Here is a 23,514-nt window from a genome sequence, read left to right on the forward strand (position 1 = left end):
TTAATATGCAAACTACTAATAAACAATCCACAAAACCAGCTTGGGCAGGAGCCATATCTCAACCAGCAAAAGAGTTTCCTCTCACACCCTTACCAATTATTACTGGTAAAATTCCCGACGGTTTGCGAGGTACACTCTATCGTAATGGCGCTGCTAGATTACAACGTGGTGGGATGAGTGTGGGACATTGGTTTGATGGTGACGGGGCAATTCTCGCTATTCATTTTACCGATGCAGGTGCAACAGGAATCTATCGTTATGTCCAGACAACTGGGTATCAAGCGGAAAATGCTGCTGGTAAACTATTATACGGCAATTATGGCATGACTGCACCAGGGCCAATTTGGAATCAATGGCGTAGACCCGTTAAACATAGTGCCAATACCTCCGTCCTAGCTTTACCTGATAAACTACTGGCACTGTGGGAGGGTAATCATCCCTATGCCCTGGATTTACAAACTTTAGAAACACAAGGCTTAGATGACTTAAGTGGTTTAACTCCCGGACAGCCCTATTCTGCCCATCCCAAAGTTGATGATGCTACAGGAGAGATATTTAACTTTGGTATGACTCCAGGGCCAAATGCCATTTTGAATGTTTTTAAAAGTGACCGCAGTGGCAAAGTTCTCAAAACAGCAAAATTCACCTTATCCGGCTTTTCCATCATCCATGATTTTGTCTTAGCAGGGCCATATTTAATCTTTTTTGCCCCGGCTGTGCGTTTAAATATTTGGCCTGTATTATTTGGTTTTAACACCTACAGTGACTCATTTAGCTGGCAACCAGAACTAGGCAATCAAATTCTTGTAATCGACCGAGAAAACTTATCTTTAGTTAGTCGTGGAGTTACAGAACCTTGGTTTCAATGGCATTTTAGCAATGGCTATGTTGATGATAGTGGTACAGTCGTGATTGATTTTGCTAAATATGCAGATTTCCAAACGAATCAATATTTAAAAGAAATTTCCACTGGTTCAACTCATACTGTGGCTCAAACTACTTTCACCAGAGTACAACTCAATCCCCAAACAGGCAAAGTTACTAATATAGAAACACTGTTAGATAGAACCTGTGAATTTCCCAACGTCCCACCCCAAAATGTTGGTAAGTTTTCTCGTTATAGCTACATGTCAATTTTTCGCCAAGGTACAGATATAGCTGGAGAAATATTAAATAGTATCGCTAGGTTGGACTTGGCAACAGGAACGCTCACAGAAGCTAACTGTGGTGAAAACTGCTATCCTAGTGAACCATTGCCTATTCAAGATAAATATAATTCTCAGCAAAGTTGGGTATTAACTGTAGTTTACGATGGCAATTCTCAGGTTAGTGAGGTTTGGATCTTTGACCATGATGCCATCAATGAAGAACCTATTTGTAAACTGGCATTGCCTAGCGTCATCCCCCATAGTTTTCACGGTACATGGAAAGCACAAATATAGGCAGTATCCATGTCACCATGGTTGATTTTGAGACAGGCAGTTTTCAATTAATCTCCCTTCTCAAGATTTAGCAACAAAATAACCCTGTCCAAACTTCCAACCAAGATGACGTAAAAATTGAAGTTGATCAGCAGTTTCTACCCCTTCTGCCATCACTTCAATTTTTAATGGAATTACCTGTTAATAATGTAAATTTTTGTAAAATTGATGTCTTTAAGACTAGAAACCTGATATTTGGATAGTTAAACTAACAAAAGTGCATCTGTACTGTTAGCTATAAATATTTTAGATGTGGCACTATAGCCTGAATGATCCCTGTACAACTAACACTCAAAAACTTCTTAAGTTATCGCGATGCAACTTTAGATTTTGGCGGGTTGCATACGGCGTGTATTTGTGGTTCCAATGGTGCGGGTAAGTCTTCTTTACTAGAAGCTATCACTTGGGCAATTTGGGGTGAAAGTCGGGCTGCGGCTGAGGATGATGTAATTCATTCTGGGGCTAAGGAAGTTCGAGTGGATTTCACTTTTCAAACCAATCACCAAAAATATCGTGTGATTCGCACCAGAATGCGTGGTGGTACTTCCGTTTTGGAATTTCAAATTGAAACTCCTAGTGGTTTTCGTCCTCTGACTGGTAAAGGGGTGAGAGCTACCCAGGATGTAATTTTACAACATATCAAGCTGGATTACGATACGTTTATTAATTCCGCTTACCTGCGACAAGGACGGGCGGATGAGTTTATGTTAAAGCGGCCAACGGAACGGAAGGAAATTTTAGCGGAGTTATTAAAGTTAACCTTATATGATGAGTTAGAAGAAAAGGCGAAGGATGCTTCTAAACAGTTTAAGTTTCGAGTGGAGGAGTTAGAACGTTCTTTAGAAAATATTCAGGTTCAACTCCAACAACGCCAAACTACGGAAGCACAACGGGCAGAATTAGAGGGAGAACTGAATCAGTTACAACAGGTGCAGGCTTTAGATAATATCCAATTACAAAGCTTGCAGGTGGTGCAGCATCAACGGCAAAACTGGGAACAGCAACTAAGCTTTGTTAAACAACAATATCAAAATTTAACTCAAGATAGCGATCGCCTGGGACAAGAAACGGCAGCTGTGCGATCGCAATTAGCTGATTTAGATCAAATTTTAAATCAAGAAATCGATATTAAACAGGGATATAGCCATTATCAATTTTTAGTTTCCCAAGAAGAAGAATTCTCCGCCAAATTTGAACAACATAGTCGGGCCACCACTTTAAAACAGCAAAAACAGCAGCAGTTAGTTAAACAAATTCAAGATATTGAACGCCAACTCCAACAAGCAGAAGCCCAATTATCAGCCTTAGAACAACAAGAACGGGAAATACAGCAAACCCTAACTAAATCAGGGGAAGTAGATGCAGCATTGTCACAATTAAACGCAGCTAGACAACATTTGCAACACTTAGACCAGTTGCAAATGCAAGTTAACCCCTTGTTGCAACAAAAGATAAATTTACAAAGTCATATAGACCGCGCCCATGCCAGTTTAGTGGCGAGAATTGAGCAGTTACAATCAACAGAAGGCCAACTCCAAGGACAACATCGTCGTCAACCCCAATTGCAACAAGCAGTGATGGAGGTGGCGGTACAAATTGAAGAACTGGAGAAAAAGCGGGTATATTTGCAACGGGTACAGGAAAAAGGACAGGAACGGCGACATTTTATTGAAAGGTTGCAAGCACACCAACGGGACTACGAAAGAATACTAGGGGAACTAGAGCAAAAATTACAAATGCTGCAAAACCCCAACGCTATTTGTCCTTTGTGTGAACGACCTTTAGATGAACACCATTGGAACCGAGTAGTCGAAAAAACCCAATCTGAATATCAGGATACCCAAGGGCAATTTTGGGTGGTAAGGGAACAGATGGCGGTATCTGATAGAGAAATTCAGGTATTGCGGCAGGAATATCGAGAAATATCTCAGTTATTGTCCGGTTATGACAGTTTGCGGGAACATCGGGGACAATTAGCTGCCCAGTTGCAAGCCACCAGTGAAATTCAACAGCAGCTACAGCAAATTGCCGTCGAAAGGGAGCATTTAGAACGTTCTCTCCAAGCAGGTGATTATGCACCAGAAAAACAAGCGGAATTAAAACAATTAGACCAATATCTGCACCAGCTTAATTATAACGAGCAAGACCACGCCCTCGCTCGTAGTGAGGTAGAAAGATGGCGATGGGCAGAAATAAAACAAGGTCAAATTAAAGATGCAATCAAACGCCAAACCCAATTAGCAGCGAAAAAACCAGAACTGCAAGGAAACATTGCCCAATTTCAACTGCAAATTCAACAACTGCAAATCAATTCTCAGTTAGCTAGGGAAATAGCTGATTTAGAACAACAAATTGCGGAAATGGGTTATAGTTCTGAACAACATAATCAATTACGTCAAGCTGTGCGTCAAGGACAGTCTTGGCAAATGCGCTACCAACAGTTATTGTCTGCCCAACAGCAATATCCCCAACTGCAAATAAAGTTGCAAGAGTTACAAGAGGGGATAACCGCCAGATTAGCAGATGCTCAAAAATTTGCCCAACAAATTGAGCAAATTGTGGAACAGCTAGAAGCAACTGCTAACCCAGCCGCGCAAATACAGGCTTTAGAGCAAAAGTTAGCCATCAGACGGCGACAATTAGATGAAAAAATAGGTCAATTGGGGCGTTTGCAACAACTAGCCCATCAACTAGAAACCCTGCAAGGTCAATATGAACAACAGCAGCAGGAATTACAAACTTGCAAACGACAACAGCGTGTATATCAGGAATTAGCCCAGGCTTTTGGTAAAAATGGTATCCAAGCATTGATGATTGAAAATGTCTTACCTCAACTGGAAGCCGAGACAAACCAGCTACTTTCCCGCTTGAGTGCCAATCAACTGCATGTACAATTTGTTACACAAAAATCTGGTAAAAGTGGCAGAAACAGCAAGAAAAATACCAAATTAATTGACACTTTAGACATTTTAATTGCCGATGCTAAAGGGACAAGGGCTTATGAAACTTACTCTGGGGGAGAAGCCTTTAGAATCAATTTTGCCATTCGCTTGGCTTTAGCCAGGTTATTAGCACAACGAGCAGGTTCAGCCTTACAGTTGTTGATAGTAGATGAAGGTTTCGGGACACAGGATGCAGAAGGATGCGATCGCTTGATTGCAGCGATTAATGCGATCGCCTCTGATTTTGCCTGTATCCTCACCGTCACACATATGCCCCACCTCAAAGAAGCATTTCAAGCCAGAATAGAAGTCACCAAAACTCAGCAAGGTTCACAGTTACATTTATTAATTTAATTTTTGTTAAATCACCCAAATATAGACATAAACAGGCTTTCCACTGTGTTATCTATCACCTGTGACTCCGGCAGGTTCTGGTTGTTCATCCAATTTTTGAATATTACCTGCTTTCACCCAACCTGTTTGAGTCCCACCTTCAACTTGAATTTTCAGCCAAGCCTGATCAGCACTAGCTTCTAAAACAATAATTTTTTGATTACCACCAACACCTCCCACACGTTCAGCATCTGATTTGGGTTCGGAACGTAAACTTAAACCTTGAGGCCAAGTTACCTGTCCACGATAAGCACCTGGTGGTAAAGCATCTGGTGATGGACTAGGACTAGGTGAGGGACTGGGTTCGGTAATAGGAGATGGACTAGGGCTGGGAGAAGATGCTGCTGTCGCTTCCGGTTTAGGACTAGGGGGATTTTTAGCAACTGCTCCCTTGGGTTTTTTTGGCTGTGCAGGATAGTCATTAGCAAACATTGGTTTTGCTGGGGGAATAGCAGTTCGATTCATGAAATAAAGAGCAACTGTCACTCCACCAGCTAACAACACAACCATTGCTAGGAAAACTCCTATGATAAATTTGAGGCAGCCAGAAAGCATGTTCATCTCTTCAAACACCACTAGATTGATTAGTCATTCAGTCTAACTGAAACTTCCGTTCTATTTATCAAACCTCCGCGAAAAAACTAAGGGTTTTACGACCAAACCTGATCTAGTGCTATACATCTTCAACTCAAGATGATGCTTTTTGATGGTGAACTTCAACTACTGTATGCACATTTCCACGGGGGGTAAAATCAGCTTTGATGGTTACTTCTAAGGGGTTACAGGCAGCAACAAAGTCATCTAAAATCTGATTAGCTGATTCTTCGTGAGAAATATAGCGATCGCGATAACTATTAATATAAAGCTTCAAAGCCTTTAACTCTACCACCCGTTCATCGGGAACATAGGAAATGTGAATAGTCGCAAAGTCAGGATAGCCAGAAAAAGGACATTTACAAGTGAATTCTGGCAACGTAATATCAATATTGTAACGGCGACCCACACGCGGGTTAGGAAACGTAATTAACTCCCCTTCCGCAATAATGCGTTCACCATATTTCATTTCTTGACTAGCGGGAGATGCGGTTTCTGGTGTGGAGTTAGTCATAAGTTAGTAAATAGATGCAGAGATTCAACTATAAATAACTTAACATTTCTTACTCTCCACTACCCTCCCAATCTGGGCAATTTTGATCATCCCAACCATGGGGGTGCATGGCACAGACTAACAAATTACCACCGTAAACTTGACCATGATAATTTTGACAGCCCATGCAAGCAGCATTTTGTTCTGGTGTGGCTTCCACGGCATAGGGAAAACCAGGGTCTACATCTGCTATCACGTCTTCTAGTTCCCAGTAAACTTCTAGCATTGGTTCAGCTAGGTCTTGAAATAACTGGTCAACTTCGGTGACAATGGAAGCTTGCACTTGCTCAGAAATTTCTTCTGTTAGCTCAAAAAAAGCATCTACCATATCATTCATTCCTAAGAAGAAGCGCTCAACTTCATCAGCCACAGTTTCGAGGATTTCCACTAAGTCTTTTTGCCACTGTTCCATAAACTGAACGCCCCTCATATCTTCTATATTAGGACGCTAGATTTCACCCCAGAGGAAGTGCTTATATTAATTCGTCAACAACGCACATTCACTCAACAGTGTAACGCCCTTTGCAAGTGCTAACTCAATGCCTACGCGAAAGGAAAAGAATTATTTACTGGTCATGTTTGAGTCGATTTAACTCATTTTTTAATGCTTCTACCTGATCCCGTAAATTCTTGACATTATCACTTGCTGGTTCTTTGACAGTTGGTTCTTCATCATCCCCAATAATTTCGATGCGACGAGGTTCAGAAGGGGCTGTCTGTTCAGGCGTTTCTCCAGATGTTTGGGGCTGTTGGGCTTGCTTCATCATCTCTTCGACAAAGCGACGAGCTTCTTCTGTAGTCATCTCGCCTTTTGCCACCATCTCATCTGCCAGTTTTTGGACTTGCGATCGCAGTTCGGCTAACTTCCCCCCTGCTTTCTCACCGGCGTAAGAAGCTATACCAACACCGAGGTAAAAAGCTTTTTGAACAATATCTCCAAAACCAGGCATTGCTGCTGAACGCTCCTAAAATGGGGCGACCCGGAGACTAAGCCTACCACAAGCATCTCGTATTGCTGCTACCTTCCGGTCCTGACAAGATTTGAGCGTTGAAGTCGCATAGATCCAGGTCTTATAGAATCATAACATTAAAAGTTAAGAATGTGTGGCAAGTGATTTTGGATTTTTAATTCTCCACGTACTTACCAAAATTTGCCTATTCCACGACTATGCGCCATTCGTAAAGCTGGTAGCTAACACAGTCATTTTGGACTAGTGGGTCTTGGGCCACGATCGCTTTTGCTTCTTCCATTGATGCTGCTTCAAATAGCATCATCCCACCTCCCCGTTGTCCCCAGTAGCCTGTTTTGGCTTTATGACCCTTATCTATTAAATCTTGTACATAGGCTTTGTGGGCTGGCACATATTGGTCAAAAATGGGTTTATCTACTTTACCTGCTTCTATTTTTACAAACCACGCCATAGGAATTTTAGATTGAGGATTTGAGGGTTGGATGAAAATCTTGTGTGTTTAATTCAAAATATCACGATTTATTATCGAATTAGTTATATATCATCTATTTGTATTATCATTCAGGCTAATTTTCTTTTTTTTCCTTTAATCCTTTGAAAAATCGCTTTTTTATCGCTATTTTGCCACCTGCACCTATTCAAGTTTACGCCAACGAAATTAAGCAATATTTTGCCGATAAATATAGTAGCCGTGGCGCACAAAAGTCTCCGCCCCATATCACTCTATATCCTCCCTTTGCATGGTTAGATGCAGATGTGTCGGTGTTAGAAACCACCTTGAGGGAATTTGCTCAGACACAGCAGCCATTTGTCATTAACCTCAAGGGATTTGCAGCTTTTCCACCCCGTGTCATTTATCTAAATGTGGAGAGAAGTCAAGAACTATTGAGGATGCAAGCAGCTTTAATGGCATATTTAGAGACTCGTTTAGGACTAGTAGATCCAGTTAGCCAACAGCGACCCTTTGTTCCCCATATGACTGTGGCCTTTCGTGACTTAAGCAAACAAAATTTTCACGCAGCTTGGCCTGAGTTTCAAAACCGTCAGGTAGAGTTCACCTTTACAGCTAGCCATCTGACTTTACTGCTGCACGATGGTCAACGCTGGAATGTGAAAACAGATTTCCCTTGTGTGGGAGTCTAGGGTGGACTTTGATCATTTCCTTTACAAATGTTAATCATATTTGTTACACTTCTTTACATAACAAATGTATTTGTATTGGGGATAAAAATAATGAGTAGCAATGGTTCTTTGATTGATAATCAAGGTAAAATGAACAACTTTGCCGTTGAGCCAAAGGTATATGTAGATGAGCAAGGCGATCGCACCGGCTTTACCACTTATGCAGAACTCCTCAATGGCCGTTTAGCCATGATTGGTTTCCTCTCTCTCATCATTCTGGAAGCGATGACCGGACACGGTGTGATTGGTGTTTTGAAAAATCTGTAGTTCAGAAGTATGCCTACGGCACGCTGCGCGAACAGGAGTTCAGGAGTTCAGGAGTTCAGAAGTTACAGAAGCAGGACTTACGCAAAATATCTCTGAAACTCTCTTTCCTATCTCTACGGGACGCTACGCGAACGTTTCCTTCGTTCCTTCTCTTCGAGACGCTTCGCGTTAGCGGAGCTTTCGCCTTAGCGATACGTGGTTAATTCTTTCGCAACTTGTGCGTAAGCCCTAAGAAGTATAGCTAAAGCCACGCCGCCCTATTAGAAGTTATTGAAAAAAATATTTGTGAGAGACGTTACATGTAACGTCTCTACTTGTATGTGAGGAAAAATAATTTTCTGGTATGCGAGAGAATTAATGCTGAATTTCTAAATTGAGGATGTAAGCACCCAGTTGAACCTTATCTGACCACAATTCGTATTCTAGTCGGAGATGTTCTGGTAAGCGTTCTCCGCTTAAATGTAAGCTTTTGGTAAAGTTGCGTAAGCGAATTGGTTCATAGGATTGTAATGATTCGGTGGGTAGCCAATAACGGCTGATACCATAAACACCATGTTCCCAAAAATGACGGTAACTCACTTGAGCGTTACCTTGCATAGTCATAATGACTCGACTGGGGGAAATTTCTAACCACAACACTCGTGGACTACTAGGGGGATAAACTTGTTTGTGAGTTGGTGCTGGTGTCTCTTCTGAATTAAAAGAAGTGGAAACTTCACAAGTAATCAGCGGTGGGGCAGTCAGAAGTAAATGAAAGCGGTGAGTATCTTTTTGATACAATGTGCCAGCAGTTTCAACCACAGACCAAACTGGCAAGTCTGTGGAAATCAAAGATAAGCAGACGGGTTTGCGGTGGTGGGTGAGCATGGGAGCGATTAGAACTAGGAGCGATTAAACAAGAGGAACTGGGGAATGACGACTAAAATTTCAGCAACTCAATTACCGTTAATCATTATGCTGTGACGCTTTTAGACAAGCATATTGAAGCATAGAGGTTTTATGGATACTAGGGGAATGATGCAACTTATAGCCCCAGTAAATGAGTCAAACCTGCTTCATATTAACTGAATATTTTGTTTTTTTAATCTAGACAAATCAGGATGAAAAAAGTTACAATATAAGGTTATACAGCATTAATGAGATTTGCCAATAATTAGTTTTTTCTTAATAAAACCTAGTCATAAACTAGGAAAAAGTCGGAAAAACCAGCTAGGTGAATATGGCTATCGGAACAGATGTAAATAATAATGAAGAAGTTTTGACAAGAGCCAGAAACTAGGTAATAAAAAGCGGTAGGAAATAGACAGGAATTTCAGTAAGTTTGAGAGAACAAAAAACGATAGGATACTAGGGTGGAAGTCAGCAGTGACAGTAAATGCAGTCGCTGATCAACTTCATGATCTATTCAAAAGCCAGTGTATCCTAATGTCGGCTGCTGTTATAACCGTAGAAACTCAAGAAGACGCTACTCATAAGTTAATTATTCATTGTCCCCCTTCCAGACTCTCCCTACAGGGTCGGATTCAGATTCCCGGGGACAAATCTATTTCCCACCGAGCTTTAATGTTGGGTGCGATCGCTGAAGGTGAAACTCAGATCCAAGGATTGCTGTTAGGAGAAGACCCCCGCAGCACTGCTAGCTGTTTTCAAGCTTTAGGTGCAGAAATTTCGGAACTAAATACAGAGTTAGTCAAGGTCAAAGGAATTGGCTTAGGAAATTTCCAAGAACCTGTGGATGTGTTGAATGCTGGTAATTCTGGCACAACCATCAGATTGATGTTAGGGTTGTTGGCATCCCATGACGGCAGATTTTTTACTGTGACTGGTGATGGTTCGTTGCGATCGCGTCCCATGTCCCGCGTAGTTAAGCCTTTGCAACAAATGGGAGCAGCTATTTGGGGACGGAAAGATAATTCCCTTGCACCCTTAGCCATTCGAGGACAAGCACTCAAAGGCATTCACTATCATTCTCCCATTGCCTCAGCACAAGTCAAGTCTTGTATTTTATTGGCAGGATTGAATACGGAAGGAAAAACCACGGTCACTGAACCTGCGGTATCACGGGATCATAGTGAACGAATGCTGAGAGCATTTGGTGCTGAAGTGAGTGTAGACCCAGAAACCAAGAGTGTGACGGTGACAGGCCAAGCTAAATTATATGGGCAAAAAGTGGTGGTTCCCGGTGATATTAGTTCTGCGGCCTTTTGGTTAGTTGCAGGGGCCATTGTTCCTGATTCCGAATTAGTCATTGAAAATGTAGGTGTAAATCCCACCCGCACCGGGATTTTAGAAGCCTTAGAATTAATGGGAGCAGATATCCAAAGGGAGAATGAGAGGGAAGTAGCAGGGGAACCAGTCGCAGATTTGCGGGTACGTTCTAGTCAGTTAAAAAGCTGCACCATTGCTGGAGATATCATTCCCAGATTAATTGATGAGGTGCCCATTTTAGCAGTAGCGGCAATTTTTGCCGAAGGTACAACCGTGATTCGCGATGCAGCAGAGTTAAGGGTGAAAGAAAGCGATCGCATTACGGTGATGGCCCAGCAACTCAATAAAATGGGTGCAAAGGTGACCGAGTTACCTGATGGGATGGAAATTACCGGGGGTACACCCTTGGTGGGTACAGATGTTGATAGCTATACAGATCATCGTATTGCTATGAGTTTAGCGATCGCGGCTCTGAGAGCTAATGGTATCACCACCATCCACCGTGCTGAGGCCGCAGCCATTTCTTACCCCAACTTCACCCATACCCTAGCGGAAATTTGCCGTTAAGAAACTCAATTCCACCAAACATCTGTAGGGTGTGTTATGCCACAGGCTAACGCACCTTGATAGCACCGCCATAAAATAATAATGGTGCGTTAGGTGAAAGACCATCACGCACCCTATTGGACTAACACGACTAAAATGTTGCAGAAAAATTGTAGGTTGGGTTGATTTAAGGAAACCCAACCACAATATTTGAGTTGGGTTGCGCTGCGCTTAACCCAACCTACGGCTAAAACTGAGATAACCAAAGGCTTTTAGCACTGTCACCTGTCACCTGTCACCTGTCACCTGTCACCTGCTATACCTAATCACCATTGAGGATTTTTGGTACTTTAAAAAAGTCACCTTCTTGATCAGGTGCACAGTTGAGGATAGCATCTCGCTCAGGATAGGGTTTTAACTCATCTTCCCGCGTGATATTTTTGACATCAATGGCTCTAGTTGTAGGTGGAACATTGCTGACATCTAGTTGATTCAGTTGTTCTACATAATCGAGAATGCTGCCTAATTGGGTGGTAAATTTTTCTTCTTCGTCAGATGTCAATTCTAAACGAGCCAAATTAGCAACTTTGCGGACTAGTTCACGGTCAATCATAGGTTGTGAGTAAATTGGGAATTAGAAGAATACATCAATTTGCGATCGCCCGGTGGTTTTTAACCAGTTTTGGGCTTCAATATAGTTGTTAGGAGCCAGACGAATCGCTCTAATCCAATAATCAGCAGCTTTATCTAATAAAGCCTCTCCTCCGTCAGTGTCCCCCTCTTCCTTGGCTTTTTCCCCTTGATAATGATAAATCACGGCGATGTTATTCAATGCTTGGGGTAGACGTGGATTTAGCTCAATTGCTTGGTGATACAACTCTAGAGCCTTGTTATGATCTCCGTTACTGGCATAGATTAACCCCATATTATAGAGAATGTAGCTCTTATCGTTGGGGTCTTCTTCCAGTGATAAAGCTTCTGCGTAGTAATCTAGTGCTTCGGCATATTCTCCTTCTGCCTGTGCCGACATCCCATCTCGGTAATAAACAAATGCTTCTTTGGCTTTTCTGTTAGCTGGCAGCAGTTTGAGGATAAGGTCTGCCATGACGGTAAAGGACTTGTCAATAAAGTTATCGTTTTTCTGGGTTCTTGGCATATGTGCCTCTATGGTGGCTCAAAGGAAGCAGACTTTGTTTACTAATTAATTCTCGTAGATTGGTATCTGGCTATCAGGATACCCCATAGTTAATTTAACTGATTTGGGGTGAGTTCTCCTCATCCCTTGATGATGATTTGAGCAAAGGATGTAATACTTGGTATAATATTAATCTTATTTTCGCTTCAGTATTTAGGCGGAAATTATTGAATATCTTAAAAATTTTAATAGATTTTATTCAATTCAAATTATTATAGTTATCTATCAAATGTAAAATTAAATTGTTCTGAAAATTTCCACAAAAACTACACAAATACTATTCATACTGCCCATGTTAACTGGTTCTATTTCTATTGTCTTTAGAGACAAATTTCTCTCTTGACACTAGATTGTCCAGATAACTTGCTGATTATAGATAAACCAAAATTCCAGTAGATTATGTGCAATTTTCCATTGATGAGTGACATATGGAAAGATGTCCAATACCTTGGGTTATTCTCTGACCTAAATTGATCAATCTAGTTATGTTCTCAACCAGATTGATAGTTCAGATTTAAAAGAGCATGACATTAACAAGAGAAAAGCCTTTTTAGTCACTATTAAATAGTTCAGCAAAAATACTTTATAAAACCTGCAACCAGCAGGAAATAGAATTGAATCATCAACGTCCAATTTCAGTATCTGTAAAAGATTAGTAACTAATTACGCTGAAGTCATTTCACTCTGCTACTGTAAGAACTACTATTCCTACCGCAAGGGTCATTTCACCAAATGACATTAACACTGAAATAGGATATCAATGTAAAGTCAATCAGTTCAAAATACCTCTTGTATTCTCTTCCTGTGTTGCTTAAGCTTCAATTATTGAGAGATCGAGTAAAAAAAATCACCGGGTTTTCTGTTTTTGTCTGTCTCTCGGAAGTAGAAAAATCAGTCCCAAGAGGTCAATATAACTTCGGTGCTAAAAGTATTAATTACCACTGCAATGGCAACTCCAGCAATCTCCGGTTATCAAATTATCGAACAAGTCTATTGTGGTTCCAGAACTATTGTTTATCGTGCCATGCGTGAGCAAGATTCTGCTGCGGTGGTGATTAAACTTTTAGCTTCTGAATATCCAACTTTCAATGAACTATTGCAATTTCGTAATCAATATACCATTACTCGCAATTTAAATATTCCTGGTATAATTCATTCTTTATCTCTCGAACCTTATCTCAATAGTTATGCTTTAGTAATGGAGGACTTTGGTGGTGTTTCTTTACGAGAATACTGTCAGAATCAACATCTGTTACTACAGGAATTTTTAGAAATAGCTTTGCAATTAGCAGATATTATCTATCAACTGTATTTGCAACGGATCATCCATAAAGATATCAAACCAGCAAATATTCTCATTAACCCCGACAGTAAACAAATTAAATTAATTGATTTTAGTGTTGCGACTTTACTTCCTAGAGATACTCAAACAATTATTAGTCCCAATGGTTTAGAAGGAACCCTTGCTTATATTTCCCCTGAACAAACAGGGAGAATGAATCGGGGCATCGATTACCGTAGTGATTTTTATTCCCTCGGTGTTACGTTTTTTCAATTGCTGACGGGACATTTACCCTTTCCTTCCCATGATCCAATGGAATTGGTGCATTGTCACATTGCTAAACAACCACCATCATTAGCAGAGATTAACTTTGACAACGGAGAAGCAAGACCAAAAATCCCACCTGTTCTGTATGAGATTGTCATAAAGTTAATGGCTAAAAATGCTGAGGAACGCTATCAAAGTGCTTTGGGCTTAAAATATGACTTAGAAAAGTGCATGAAGCAATTGCAAAAACATGGTCATATTCCATCTTTCCGCATTGGGGAGAGAGATATATGCGATCGCTTCCTGATTCCAGAGAAATTATATGGTAGAGAAGCGGAAGTCCAGCAACTGCTCCAAGTATTTACCAGAATTGCTGGATGTCAAGACAGAGCAACAAATTTTAATGATTCTCCCTTAAATCCACTTTCCCCATCTTCAGAAGCAGTAGTCCATCGTGAAATCATGTTAGTCACTGGGCATTCTGGCATTGGCAAAACTGCCGTTGTTAACGAAATTCACAAACCCATTATCAGACAAAGAGGCTACTTTATTAAAGGTAAATTTGACCAATTTCATCGCAATATTCCTTTTTCTGGGTTCGTGCAAGCTTTCCGCGATTTAATGGGACAATTATTTACAGAAAGTGATGAAAAACTACAACAATGGAAAACGAAAATTCTTGCTGCTTTGGGTGAAAATGCCCAGGCAATTGTGGAAGTTATTCCCGAATTAGAACAAATCATTGGTAAACAGCCACCAGTATTAGAATTATCAGCCACTGCTGCTCAAAATCGCTTTAATTTACTATTCCCGAAATTTATTCAATTATTTACCAATCCAGAACATCCCTTAGTCATATTTCTCGATGATTTGCAATGGACTGATTCAGCCTCTTGGAAATTAATCCAATTACTGATGAGTGATGATCACAGTCAGTATTTATTATTAATTGGGGCATATCGGGATAATGAAATTTATCCTGAACATCCTTTATTTTCCACCTTGGAAGAATTGCAAAAATCTGCTGTTTTCATTAATTTAATTAACCTTAAACCATTAGACCAATGGCAATTAAATCAATTAGTCGCTGATACTTTAGGCTGTGCAGAAGATTTGGCCTTTCCTCTCTCTCGTTTAATTGCTCAAAAAACTCAAGGCAATCCTTTTTTTGCGACTCAATTTCTCAAAGCCTTACATCAAGAGGGATTAATTCAATTTAATTGGCAAGAAGGTTGTTGGCAATGTGAACTATCGCAGATTAATCAAGAATCCCTGACTGATGATGTGGTGGAATTGATGATTCAGCAGGTACATAAATTGCCAAAACCAACCCAGGAAATTCTCAAATTAGCAGCATGTATTGGTAATCAATTTAGTTTAAATACTTTAGCAATTATTTCTAAGCAATCGGAAATAGCAACAGCAACTTGTTTATGGAGTGCTTTACAGGCAGGATTGGTGTTGCCTCAAAGTGAAGTTTATAAATTTTATCAAAAATGTGATGGCTTATTACCTACAGCTAATTTGCATATATCTGAGGCAGTGGCTAACTATAAATTTTTACATGACCGAGTTCAACAAGCTGCTTACGCAATGATTCCTCAACATGATAAACAAGGAACTCATTTGGCAATTGGTCACTTACTCTTGATAAATATTCCTGAGAAAGAACGAAAAGACAATATTTTTAATATTGTCAATCAACTCAACTTGGGAATAGATTGTATTACATCTAATTACGAAAAATATGAATTGGCTAAATTGAATCTAATTGCGGGTGAAAAATCCAGAAATGCCACGGCTTATAATGCGGCTTTTAAATATTTGAATTTAGCAATAGGAATATTGCCAGCAGATGCTTGGGAAACAGAATATGGTCTGACTTTATCATTACATGAAGTTGGGGCAGAGGTTGCTTTTCTTAGTGGGGAATTTGCCCAGATGTCCGAGATAATTAATATTGTTTTACATCAAGCCAGATCACTGTTAGATACAATTAAAATCTACGAAATTAGAATTCAGGCATATGCTGTTCAGAACCAACAATTGGCAGCTTTTCAAACAGCTTTAAATATCTTAAAAAAATTAGAAATCATTTTTCCTGAACAACCTAGTTTATCTGATATTCAAACTGCTTTTGCGGAAACTAAAGCAAAATTTCTGGCTAAATCTCTAGATGAATTGATGAATTCACCAGCGACAGAAGATTCCCAGGTGTTAGCAGCAATGCGACTTTTATTAATTTCTTCTGCTTGTTCTTATATTGCTGCACCCCAAGTTATGCCTTTGATTGCCCTAAAACAGGTGAGTTTATCTTTAGAACATGGCAATACAGATATTTCTCCCTTTTCCTATGCTTGTTATGCCTTGCTGTTGTGTGGAGTGGTGAATGATATTGATTTAGGTTATCAGGTGGGAGAACTAGCATTAAATATCTTAGAACGGTTTAATGCCAAACAAATTAAAGCTAGAACATTATTTCTGGTTTATAGCTATGCCAAAATCTGCAAGCATCACATTCGAGAAATGTTGATACCTTTAGATGATGTTTACCAAATTGGCATCGAAACTGGAGACTTAGAATATGCAGGTTTCGCTGCTAACCACTATATATTTAATTCCTATTTTACCGGACAGCTTTTGAGTGAATTAGTGCAAAAAATAGAAGATAAAATTAATATTTTTACAAAATTAAAACAGTTTTCCTGTGCGAAATATATTGGCATTTTTTACCAAGGTGTACTCAACTTACTTGCTGATGCACCTAACGACAATAATGTAAACAAAGAACGTTATATAAATGCCGAGAAAATAGCTTTTTTTAAAGCTGCTAATGACCGTTCTGGAGTGCTGTATATCTATTTAAATAATTTAATGTTCTTTTATTTATTAGGAAATGAGCAGCGAGCGAGAGAAAATGCTAAAAATGGTGAACCTTATTTAGATGGTGTGGTAGGTTCAGTAATTGTGCCTGTCTTTTATTTTTACAGTGCTTTATTAATGTTGAGAGTTGATGTAAATGCCTCAGAAACAGAAAAATTAGATATTTTACACAACGTCAATACGATACAGGCAAAAATAAAATTTTGGGCAGATTATGCACCAATGAATTATCTACATAAATATGATTTAATTGCAGCTGAATGTTATCGAGTGCTGGATGAGAAACTAGAAGCGATAGAATATTACGATCGCGCGATCGCTGGAGCGAAAGAAAACGGTTATATTCAAGAAGAGGCCTTGGCCAATGAACTCACTGCCAAGTTTTACCTGGACTGGGGTAAGGAGAAAGTGGCCCAAGGATATATGCAGGAAGCTTATTATTGCTATGCTCGTTGGGGTAGTGCAGCAAAAACCACAGACTTAGAAAAACGTTATCCCCAACTGCTCCAACCGATTTTGCAGCAACGTCGGCAAAAACTCAAACCCCTAGAAAGTATCGTCAATATTGCACTGTCAGAAACTTCTTCATCCACTAGCAGTTCTAGCAGTAGCAGCAGTATTTCCAATGCTTTAGACTTTGCATCTGTCCTCAAAGCTGCTCAAGCTATTTCTAGCAGCATTCAGTTAGACGAATTAATTAGTATTCTCACACAAATTATTCTGGAAAACTCCGGTGCTGAAAAATGCGTCTTACTCTTACCCTACCGCGACCAATGGCAAATTCGCTCCATCGCTACTGTCTCCCCCAGTGGTAAAAGTCCCCAGATTCTCTTACAAACAGAATCACTCGAACATAGTTCCAGGGTACCAGTGACCTTGATTCAATACGTGAAGCGTACACTCAAACCAGTAGTCATTGATGATAATAAAACCGATATTCCTGGGGTGATTAGAGATTACATGCTCCATCATCAACCCAAAAGTGTCCTCTGTACACCAATTCTCAACCAAGGCCAACTCATTGCCATTCTTTACCTAGAGAATCAACTAGCAGTGGGGGCATTTACAAGCGATCGCCTCCAGGTGTTAAACTTGCTCTGTTCCCAAGCTGTGATTTCTTTGCAAAATGCCCAACTATATCAACAGCTGCAAGACTACTCCCATATTTTAGAACAAAAGGTAGCAGAAAGAACAGCTGCCCTGGAGAAAGCCAACGAAGAATTACATCGTCTTGCAACCCTAGACGGACTCACAAGGGTGATGAATAGAAGAAGACTAGATGAGTATTTGCAAGAACAATGGAAACAGCTACAACGGGAAAAACAGCCATTATCCTTGATTTTATGTGATGTCGATTGCTTTAAAGCTTATAACGACTATTACGGACACCAAGCAGGAGACCAGTGTTTACAGCAAGTAGCACAAGCAATTAACCAAAGTGTCAAACGTCCAGGAGATTTAGTTGCGCGTTACGGTGGAGAAGAATTTGCGATCGTTTTACCTAACACCTCTTTAGAGGGTGCTGGTATCCTTGCTACTCAAATCTGTTTACAAGTAGGTCAATTAGATATCCCTCACGCTCGCTCCACCGTGAGTCACCGAGTTACCCTCAGTGTCGGCATTTATAGTATTTTACCCCATACAGGAGAGTCCTTAAATAACTTGATTGCGATGGCAGATAGAGCCTTATATCAAGCTAAAACTGAAGGAAGGAACCGTTACTGTATTTATGGTAGTACAAGTATTCCCATTGTGATTTAAGTAGTGTGACCTGCAAAATCATCTTGATGAAAAAACTTTAGCTGACTATTGCTAATTCAAATGTAAACCTAAAAACGCAATAATTTTTTCCCAAGCAGCAGTAGCAGCAGCAGAATCATAGCGATAACCATCATCTCTCATAAAAGTATGTTCTGCTTCATAAGCAAATACTTGATGAGTAACTTGTGCTGCATTTAAAGTATTAATGATAGTTTGTCTATCATTGTCAGGAATATGCGGGTCTTGAGTACCAAAAACTAACAGCATTTTCCCTTTAATTTCCCCAAATCTGTGGATAGTATCTGCCACACCTTGACCCAATTTTCCACTAGGAACACCAGTTGGATAACAGCAAACAGAGGCTTTAATTTCATTTAAAAAAGCAGCGCGAAACGCCAAATGTCCACCAATACAAAAACCCACAGTACCTAGTTTTTCAGCATTCACTGCACTATCATTTTTCAAAAAATCAACTACAGCAAGACAATCTGCATCATATTCAGATACTAAGGTGCGACGAGCATCATCATTACCCCGCATTCTCCCGATATCATCTGGTTCAATTACCGCTCCCACAGGTTCAATGCGGTGAAAAATTTCTGGTGCAGCTACTACATAACCAAAACCAGCCAAATAATTAACTAATCGCAGAATCGCCCCACCTAACTGATAAATATCACTGTAAAAAACAATTCCTGGATATTTCCCTTCTGCTTTCGGAGATGCAACATAAACCCGCATTAAGCTATCATCTACTCTTAACTCAATATTGCGTTTAACGATTTGCATTTTTTTGATTTTTGGTAAAGTGTTAATTTGTAAGCTGTTGGGCGTTTAACTTGCATATTATCTAAAATTAAAACTCTTGCGGGGTGGGCATCCTGCCCGCCCTGATTATGCAAATTAAAGGTTTATTAGCTTAATTCTTCAGGTTTAATAATAATCAGTAAATTTTTGAAAAAAACTTCAAACTATCTATGTAAAAATCTTAAAATATTACTGATGTAGGTTGATAATCTTGCCCGCCCAAATACCATAAGCTATATTTGTAACAGATAAAAACTTTTATTACTTCATCCCAAAAATGAACGAAACAGACAAAACAAAAATCGAAACATTTATTAATAAATGGCTTAACTCTAGTGGCAACGAAATTGCTAACAAAGACGCATTTTGTTTAGATTTATGTACGGCATTAGGAGTAGAACCGCCACCCCCACAGGGTAGTATTGACGGCGACCCCTATTGTTTAGAAAAAAATGTGAAAATGCCCCAAACCAGCGGCGAAGTCAAACACGGGCGGATTGACTTTTATAAACAAGGTCATTTTATTTTAGAAGCTAAACAAGGAAGTACAAAGTAAGGAAGTAGCACCCCAAAACGAGGAACGACTGCATATAATAAATATATGCAAAAAGCCTTTATTCAAGCAACAGCTTATGCACCCCATTTACCAATCAAACCACCATTTTTATTAACCTGTGATATCGGTTCACATTTTGAGATGTGGATGGGTTTTAGTGGTGACTATGGCGGTTATGGTGCTGGAGAAAAAATCAAACTTGATGATTTATTAAAACCGGAGATTTTTGATTTATTTGTTGATATATTTACTGACCCACAAAAACGCAACCCCGAAAAAATTCGCGCCAAAGTAACGCGAGAAGTTGCAGATGAATTAGCTAAATTAGCATCTTGGTTAGAAAAACAGCAACATGACCCCCAACAAGTAGCTAATTTTTTGATGCGTTGTATTTTCACCATGTTTGCAGAAGATGTGCAATTACTCAAAGGTGAAGTTTTTACAACAGCATTAAAATCAAGATGGATACCCAAGCCTAACAGGTTTAAATCAGAAATTGAAAGTTTATGGCAAACCATGAATACAGGGGGTAATTTTGGTTTTGATGCTATCTTAAAATTTAATGGTAGTTTATTTGCAGATGCGACAGCTTTTAATTTACCAAAAGAACAATTAGAAGTTTTACTTGCAGCAGCAGAAAAAGATTGGAGTCAAGTTGAACCTGCTATTTTTGGGACTTTATTAGAAAGGGCTTTAGATAGTGAAGAACGCAGTAAATTAGGCGCACATTATACTCCCCGTGCCTATGTAGAAAGGTTAGTACGTCCAGTAGTTTTAGAACCTTTGCGTCAAGACTGGTTAGAAACAGAAATTGTTGTTGATCAACTTTTGAAAGTGGAAGGTGATCAACTTGAACCTAGCGCAGCAAATAAAAAGAAAGCAGTAGATTTAATTAATGATTTTCTGCAAAAATTACGCACAATTAAAATTTTAGATCCTGCTTGTAGTTCGGGTAACTTTTTGTATGTGACTTTAGATTTACTCAAAAATCTAGAAAGTGAAGTTATTAGAAGAATAGCCGATATTAGCGGGAAATATCAAAGTAGTATTTTAATTGAAAAACAAGTTAACCCATCCCAATTTTTAGGGATTGAAGTTAACCCCAGGGCGGCTAGTATTGCCGAGTTAGTTATCTGGATAGGTTATTTGCAATGGTACTTTAAACGCTTTGGGAATACTTCACCACCAGAACCAATTTTACAGAAATTCAATAATATTAAATATGGCGATGCGGTGTTAGTTTGGGATGAGAAAAAACCAGCAATAGACCCTACTACAAATAAACCGCGCACTCGTTGGGGTGGAAAAACTACCAAGCATCCTGTAACTGGGGAAGATGTACCAGATGCGAATGATCAAATACCGATTTTTGATTATATAAATCCTCGTGCGGCTGAATGGCCAGATGCAGATTATATAGTTTCTAATCCTCCCTATATTGGAAAGCTATATATGCTAGAAAGATTTGGCGAGGGATATATTGAAGCACTCCGAAAAGTATATGAAGGAAAAGTTTCTGATGGTTCTGATTTTGTAATGTACTGGTGGTATCGTGCTGCACAGCTTGTAGCAAAAGGAGAACTGAAGCGATTCGGTTTCATTACCACAAGTAGCATTTGTCAAACTTTCAACCGTCAAGTAGTAAGTGATGCCCTGAACAATGATAATCCTATCAGCTTAATTTTTGTCATTCCCGACCATCCTTGGATTGATGATAAGAATGCAGCTAAAATTCGTATTGCAATGACGGTTGCAGAAGCAGGAAAAAAGATTGGTACTTTAGCAGAAGTAGCTTCAGAGAAAAAAAATGTCGTAATGGGGAGCAAATTAGACAAGCGATTTCAGGTTTAAGACGTTTTATTGTAACCTCTGAAACATCTAAGCATCGTGTTTTTGTTTTTCTATCAGAAGGTTTTAAACCAGAACATAAATTGGTTGTTATAGGAAGTGATGATTCATTTATCTTAGGTGTTCTTTCTAGCAAAATCCATGTTAATTGGGCATTAGTTTGTGGTTCTAAAAGAGGGGTAACACCAGTTTATACGAAAACAAAATGCTTTGACCCTTTCCCCTTCCCAGATCCAACACCAGAACAAAAACAAAAAATCCGAGAATTAGGAGAAAAACTAGACGCACATCGGAAACAAGTGCAGAACCAACATCCTGACATTACCATCACCGGCATGTATAATCTGTTAGAAAAACTCCGCGCTGGACAACCATTCACCGATGCAGATAAAGCCTATAACGATAAAGCCTTAGTTTCCATCCTCAAACAAATTCATGATGAACTAGACGCGGCTGTTTTTGAAGCTTACGGATGGGAAAATACCCTCACCGATGAAGAACTATTATCTAAATTAGTAGCCCTCAATGCTGAACGTGCAGAAGAAGAAAGTAACGGTTTAATTCGCTGGTTGCGTCCCGAATATCAAGCACCTAACGAAGTGACAACCCAACTGAAAATTGCTGGTGTCACCGAAACTGAGGAAACCATAATTACACCCACTGAACAAAAACCATTCCCGAAAAAATCCAAAGAACAACTTGCAGCCATACGCGACTTATTAAGCACCAGTGGTCGTCAATGGACATTAGAACAAATTATCGCCCAATTTAAAATTACATCCAAACAAAAGAAAACCATAGCTGACCATTTAGAAAGCTTAGAATGGTTCAATATTCTCACCAAATCAACCAACAATGGTGTCATCCGTTGGCAATATGTAGACAAGGGAAATTGAATTAAGAAAAATCAAATTTATACTGTTTCTTCCTGTATCTGCATATATTTATCCCTCAGTTTCACTGTTCCCCCTTGCCCAGGAAAATACAGGGGGGTGTTCTTATGTGTATCTTCAGAAAAAATTGATATTAGACATCTCCGAAAATAAAAAATGAGTTTTCTAAAACCCTTGTAGAGACGTTGTATACCTGCTAATCATTACAGGTGCGTTGCGCTACGCGACAACACTATTCTATGTTCATCAAATTATTTAATATCCAATTGCTTACTGTTTAAATTGTTCATCTACAGGAATTTGATAACCATTTGCTAGTCGATTTGTCATATTTGCAGCACCAGTAATTGCCATTAATTCGCCAAACATTTGCTCATTCATTCCCTTGGTACGGGCTGCTGCTGTATGGGAAGCAATACAATATTCACAGCCATTAGTAACACTCACAGCAATATAAATTAATTCCCTCATTAATGGGTCGATTTCTCCCGGACTAGCCATCACTTCCTTGAGTGTTTCCCAAGTTCTCTTGAGGGTTGGTGGATGGTTAGCTAAAGCTTTCCAAAAATTGTTGATGTAATCAGTTTGTCGTGTAGCGCGAATATCATCATATACGGTGCGTACTTCTTCGCTAGCGTCTTCGTATTCGATGAGGTTGGTCATTTATCTATACATATAAGATTTTATGCTTATTCATTTTAAGGCTGTTTCTGTAATCCAGAAAGTTAAAGTATCAAAACATTATATTTAAACAAAAACCAGCTACTCTTAATCAGCAAGGAAAAACTCATGACTAAACATTAAAATTTGCCAAGTAAATCGGCTTTGTGCTTCTTGTGGCTGTAAGGATGAGCTAAGTCAGGCTAAAACTAACCCGACCGTAGT

20 protein-coding genes and 1 other RNA gene are annotated in these 23,514 nt (G+C 39.5%); 9 read left to right on the forward strand and 12 right to left on the reverse strand.

Features of this window, described 5'->3' with window-relative positions; all coding sequences use genetic code 11:
* Window positions 1-5: 5 nt before the first annotated feature.
* Entirely contained in the window at window positions 6-1,442 is a 1,437-nt protein-coding gene (locus H6G73_RS09300; protein WP_190603582.1) for a carotenoid oxygenase family protein, read from the forward strand.
* A gap of 60 nt (window positions 1,443-1,502) precedes the next feature.
* On the opposite strand, the gene H6G73_RS25090 is transcribed toward H6G73_RS09300, so the two are convergent.
* Complete coding sequence (locus H6G73_RS25090; protein WP_199317673.1) at window positions 1,503-1,598, reverse strand: EAL domain-containing protein; 96 nt, start codon at window positions 1,596-1,598, stop codon at window positions 1,503-1,505.
* 152 nt (window positions 1,599-1,750) lie between these two features.
* Here H6G73_RS25090 and sbcC point away from each other — a divergent pair, with 152 nt between their 5' ends.
* Window positions 1,751-4,777: an exonuclease subunit SbcC gene (sbcC, locus tag H6G73_RS09310; protein WP_190603584.1), complete on the forward strand. Its 3,027-nt coding sequence runs from the start codon at window positions 1,751-1,753 to the stop codon at window positions 4,775-4,777.
* Between the two features lie 48 nt (window positions 4,778-4,825).
* Here sbcC and H6G73_RS09315 read toward each other — a convergent pair whose 3' ends face one another.
* From H6G73_RS09315 to H6G73_RS09340, 6 genes are all read right to left on the reverse strand, one after another.
* Complete coding sequence (locus tag H6G73_RS09315) at window positions 4,826-5,326, reverse strand: SH3 domain-containing protein (protein ID WP_313947516.1); 501 nt, start codon at window positions 5,324-5,326, stop codon at window positions 4,826-4,828.
* Window positions 5,327-5,504: 178 nt separating this feature from the next.
* Window positions 5,505-5,924 (reverse strand): preQ(1) synthase, encoded by a 420-nt coding sequence (queF, locus tag H6G73_RS09320; RefSeq protein WP_190603586.1) that lies wholly within the window; start codon window positions 5,922-5,924, stop codon window positions 5,505-5,507.
* Between the two features lie 49 nt (window positions 5,925-5,973).
* On the reverse strand, window positions 5,974-6,375 hold the full coding sequence (locus tag H6G73_RS09325; RefSeq protein ID WP_190603588.1) for a hypothetical protein: 402 nt from the start codon (window positions 6,373-6,375) through the stop codon (window positions 5,974-5,976).
* 154 nt (window positions 6,376-6,529) lie between these two features.
* Window positions 6,530-6,913, reverse strand: a complete 384-nt coding sequence (locus H6G73_RS09330) for a phasin family protein (RefSeq protein WP_190603590.1) — start codon at window positions 6,911-6,913, stop codon at window positions 6,530-6,532.
* 24 nt (window positions 6,914-6,937) lie between these two features.
* An RNA gene (gene ffs, locus H6G73_RS09335) (signal recognition particle sRNA small type) lies at window positions 6,938-7,034 on the reverse strand.
* Window positions 7,035-7,118: 84 nt separating this feature from the next.
* Window positions 7,119-7,385, reverse strand: coding sequence for a YciI family protein (locus H6G73_RS09340; protein WP_190603591.1), 267 nt, complete (start codon window positions 7,383-7,385; stop codon window positions 7,119-7,121).
* A gap of 143 nt (window positions 7,386-7,528) precedes the next feature.
* Between H6G73_RS09340 and H6G73_RS09345 the strand changes: the two genes are divergently transcribed.
* Window positions 7,529-8,077, forward strand: coding sequence for a 2'-5' RNA ligase family protein (locus tag H6G73_RS09345; RefSeq protein ID WP_199317674.1), 549 nt, complete (start codon window positions 7,529-7,531; stop codon window positions 8,075-8,077).
* 90 nt (window positions 8,078-8,167) lie between these two features.
* A complete protein-coding gene (locus H6G73_RS09350) occupies window positions 8,168-8,383 on the forward strand; it encodes a chlorophyll a/b-binding protein (protein ID WP_242034154.1) in 216 nt (71 codons plus the stop codon).
* A gap of 354 nt (window positions 8,384-8,737) precedes the next feature.
* On the opposite strand, the gene H6G73_RS09355 is transcribed toward H6G73_RS09350, so the two are convergent.
* Window positions 8,738-9,250, reverse strand: a complete 513-nt coding sequence (locus tag H6G73_RS09355; protein ID WP_190603595.1) for a hypothetical protein — start codon at window positions 9,248-9,250, stop codon at window positions 8,738-8,740.
* A 558-nt stretch (window positions 9,251-9,808) separates the two neighbouring features.
* Between H6G73_RS09355 and aroA the strand changes: the two genes are divergently transcribed.
* Complete coding sequence (aroA, locus tag H6G73_RS09360; protein WP_190603597.1) at window positions 9,809-11,158, forward strand: 3-phosphoshikimate 1-carboxyvinyltransferase; 1,350 nt, start codon at window positions 9,809-9,811, stop codon at window positions 11,156-11,158.
* Between the two features lie 301 nt (window positions 11,159-11,459).
* Here the strand turns inward: aroA and gatC are convergent, their stop codons facing one another.
* Window positions 11,460-11,750, reverse strand: a complete 291-nt coding sequence (gene gatC / locus H6G73_RS09365) for an Asp-tRNA(Asn)/Glu-tRNA(Gln) amidotransferase subunit GatC (protein ID WP_190603600.1) — start codon at window positions 11,748-11,750, stop codon at window positions 11,460-11,462.
* A 21-nt stretch (window positions 11,751-11,771) separates the two neighbouring features.
* Window positions 11,772-12,293, reverse strand: a complete 522-nt coding sequence (locus tag H6G73_RS09370; protein ID WP_190603602.1) for a photosystem I assembly protein Ycf3 — start codon at window positions 12,291-12,293, stop codon at window positions 11,772-11,774.
* A 985-nt stretch (window positions 12,294-13,278) separates the two neighbouring features.
* Here H6G73_RS09370 and H6G73_RS09375 point away from each other — a divergent pair.
* Window positions 13,279-18,525: a diguanylate cyclase domain-containing protein gene (locus H6G73_RS09375; protein WP_190603613.1), complete on the forward strand. Its 5,247-nt coding sequence runs from the start codon at window positions 13,279-13,281 to the stop codon at window positions 18,523-18,525.
* Window positions 18,526-18,576: 51 nt separating this feature from the next.
* Here the strand turns inward: H6G73_RS09375 and H6G73_RS09380 are convergent, their stop codons facing one another.
* A complete protein-coding gene (locus H6G73_RS09380; RefSeq protein WP_190603615.1) occupies window positions 18,577-19,314 on the reverse strand; it encodes a dienelactone hydrolase family protein in 738 nt (245 codons plus the stop codon).
* A gap of 295 nt (window positions 19,315-19,609) precedes the next feature.
* Between H6G73_RS09380 and H6G73_RS25095 the strand changes: the two genes are divergently transcribed.
* The 3 genes from H6G73_RS25095 (at window position 19,610) to H6G73_RS24165 (ending at window position 22,632) form a co-directional block, all read left to right on the forward strand.
* On the forward strand, window positions 19,610-19,888 hold the full coding sequence (locus H6G73_RS25095; RefSeq protein ID WP_199317675.1) for a type IIL restriction-modification enzyme MmeI: 279 nt from the start codon (window positions 19,610-19,612) through the stop codon (window positions 19,886-19,888).
* Window positions 19,889-19,933: 45 nt separating this feature from the next.
* Window positions 19,934-21,739: a DNA methyltransferase gene (locus H6G73_RS25100; protein WP_199317676.1), complete on the forward strand. Its 1,806-nt coding sequence runs from the start codon at window positions 19,934-19,936 to the stop codon at window positions 21,737-21,739.
* A gap of 80 nt (window positions 21,740-21,819) precedes the next feature.
* Window positions 21,820-22,632, forward strand: coding sequence for a hypothetical protein (locus tag H6G73_RS24165; protein ID WP_199317677.1), 813 nt, complete (start codon window positions 21,820-21,822; stop codon window positions 22,630-22,632).
* Between the two features lie 267 nt (window positions 22,633-22,899).
* On the opposite strand, the gene H6G73_RS09390 is transcribed toward H6G73_RS24165, so the two are convergent.
* Window positions 22,900-23,292: a carboxymuconolactone decarboxylase family protein gene (locus tag H6G73_RS09390; protein WP_190603617.1), complete on the reverse strand. Its 393-nt coding sequence runs from the start codon at window positions 23,290-23,292 to the stop codon at window positions 22,900-22,902.
* Between the last annotated feature and the right edge of the window lie 222 nt (window positions 23,293-23,514).

The sequence above is a fragment of the Richelia sinica FACHB-800 genome (genome assembly GCF_014698825.1).
GTDB lineage: Bacteria > Cyanobacteriota > Cyanobacteriia > Cyanobacteriales > Nostocaceae > FACHB-800.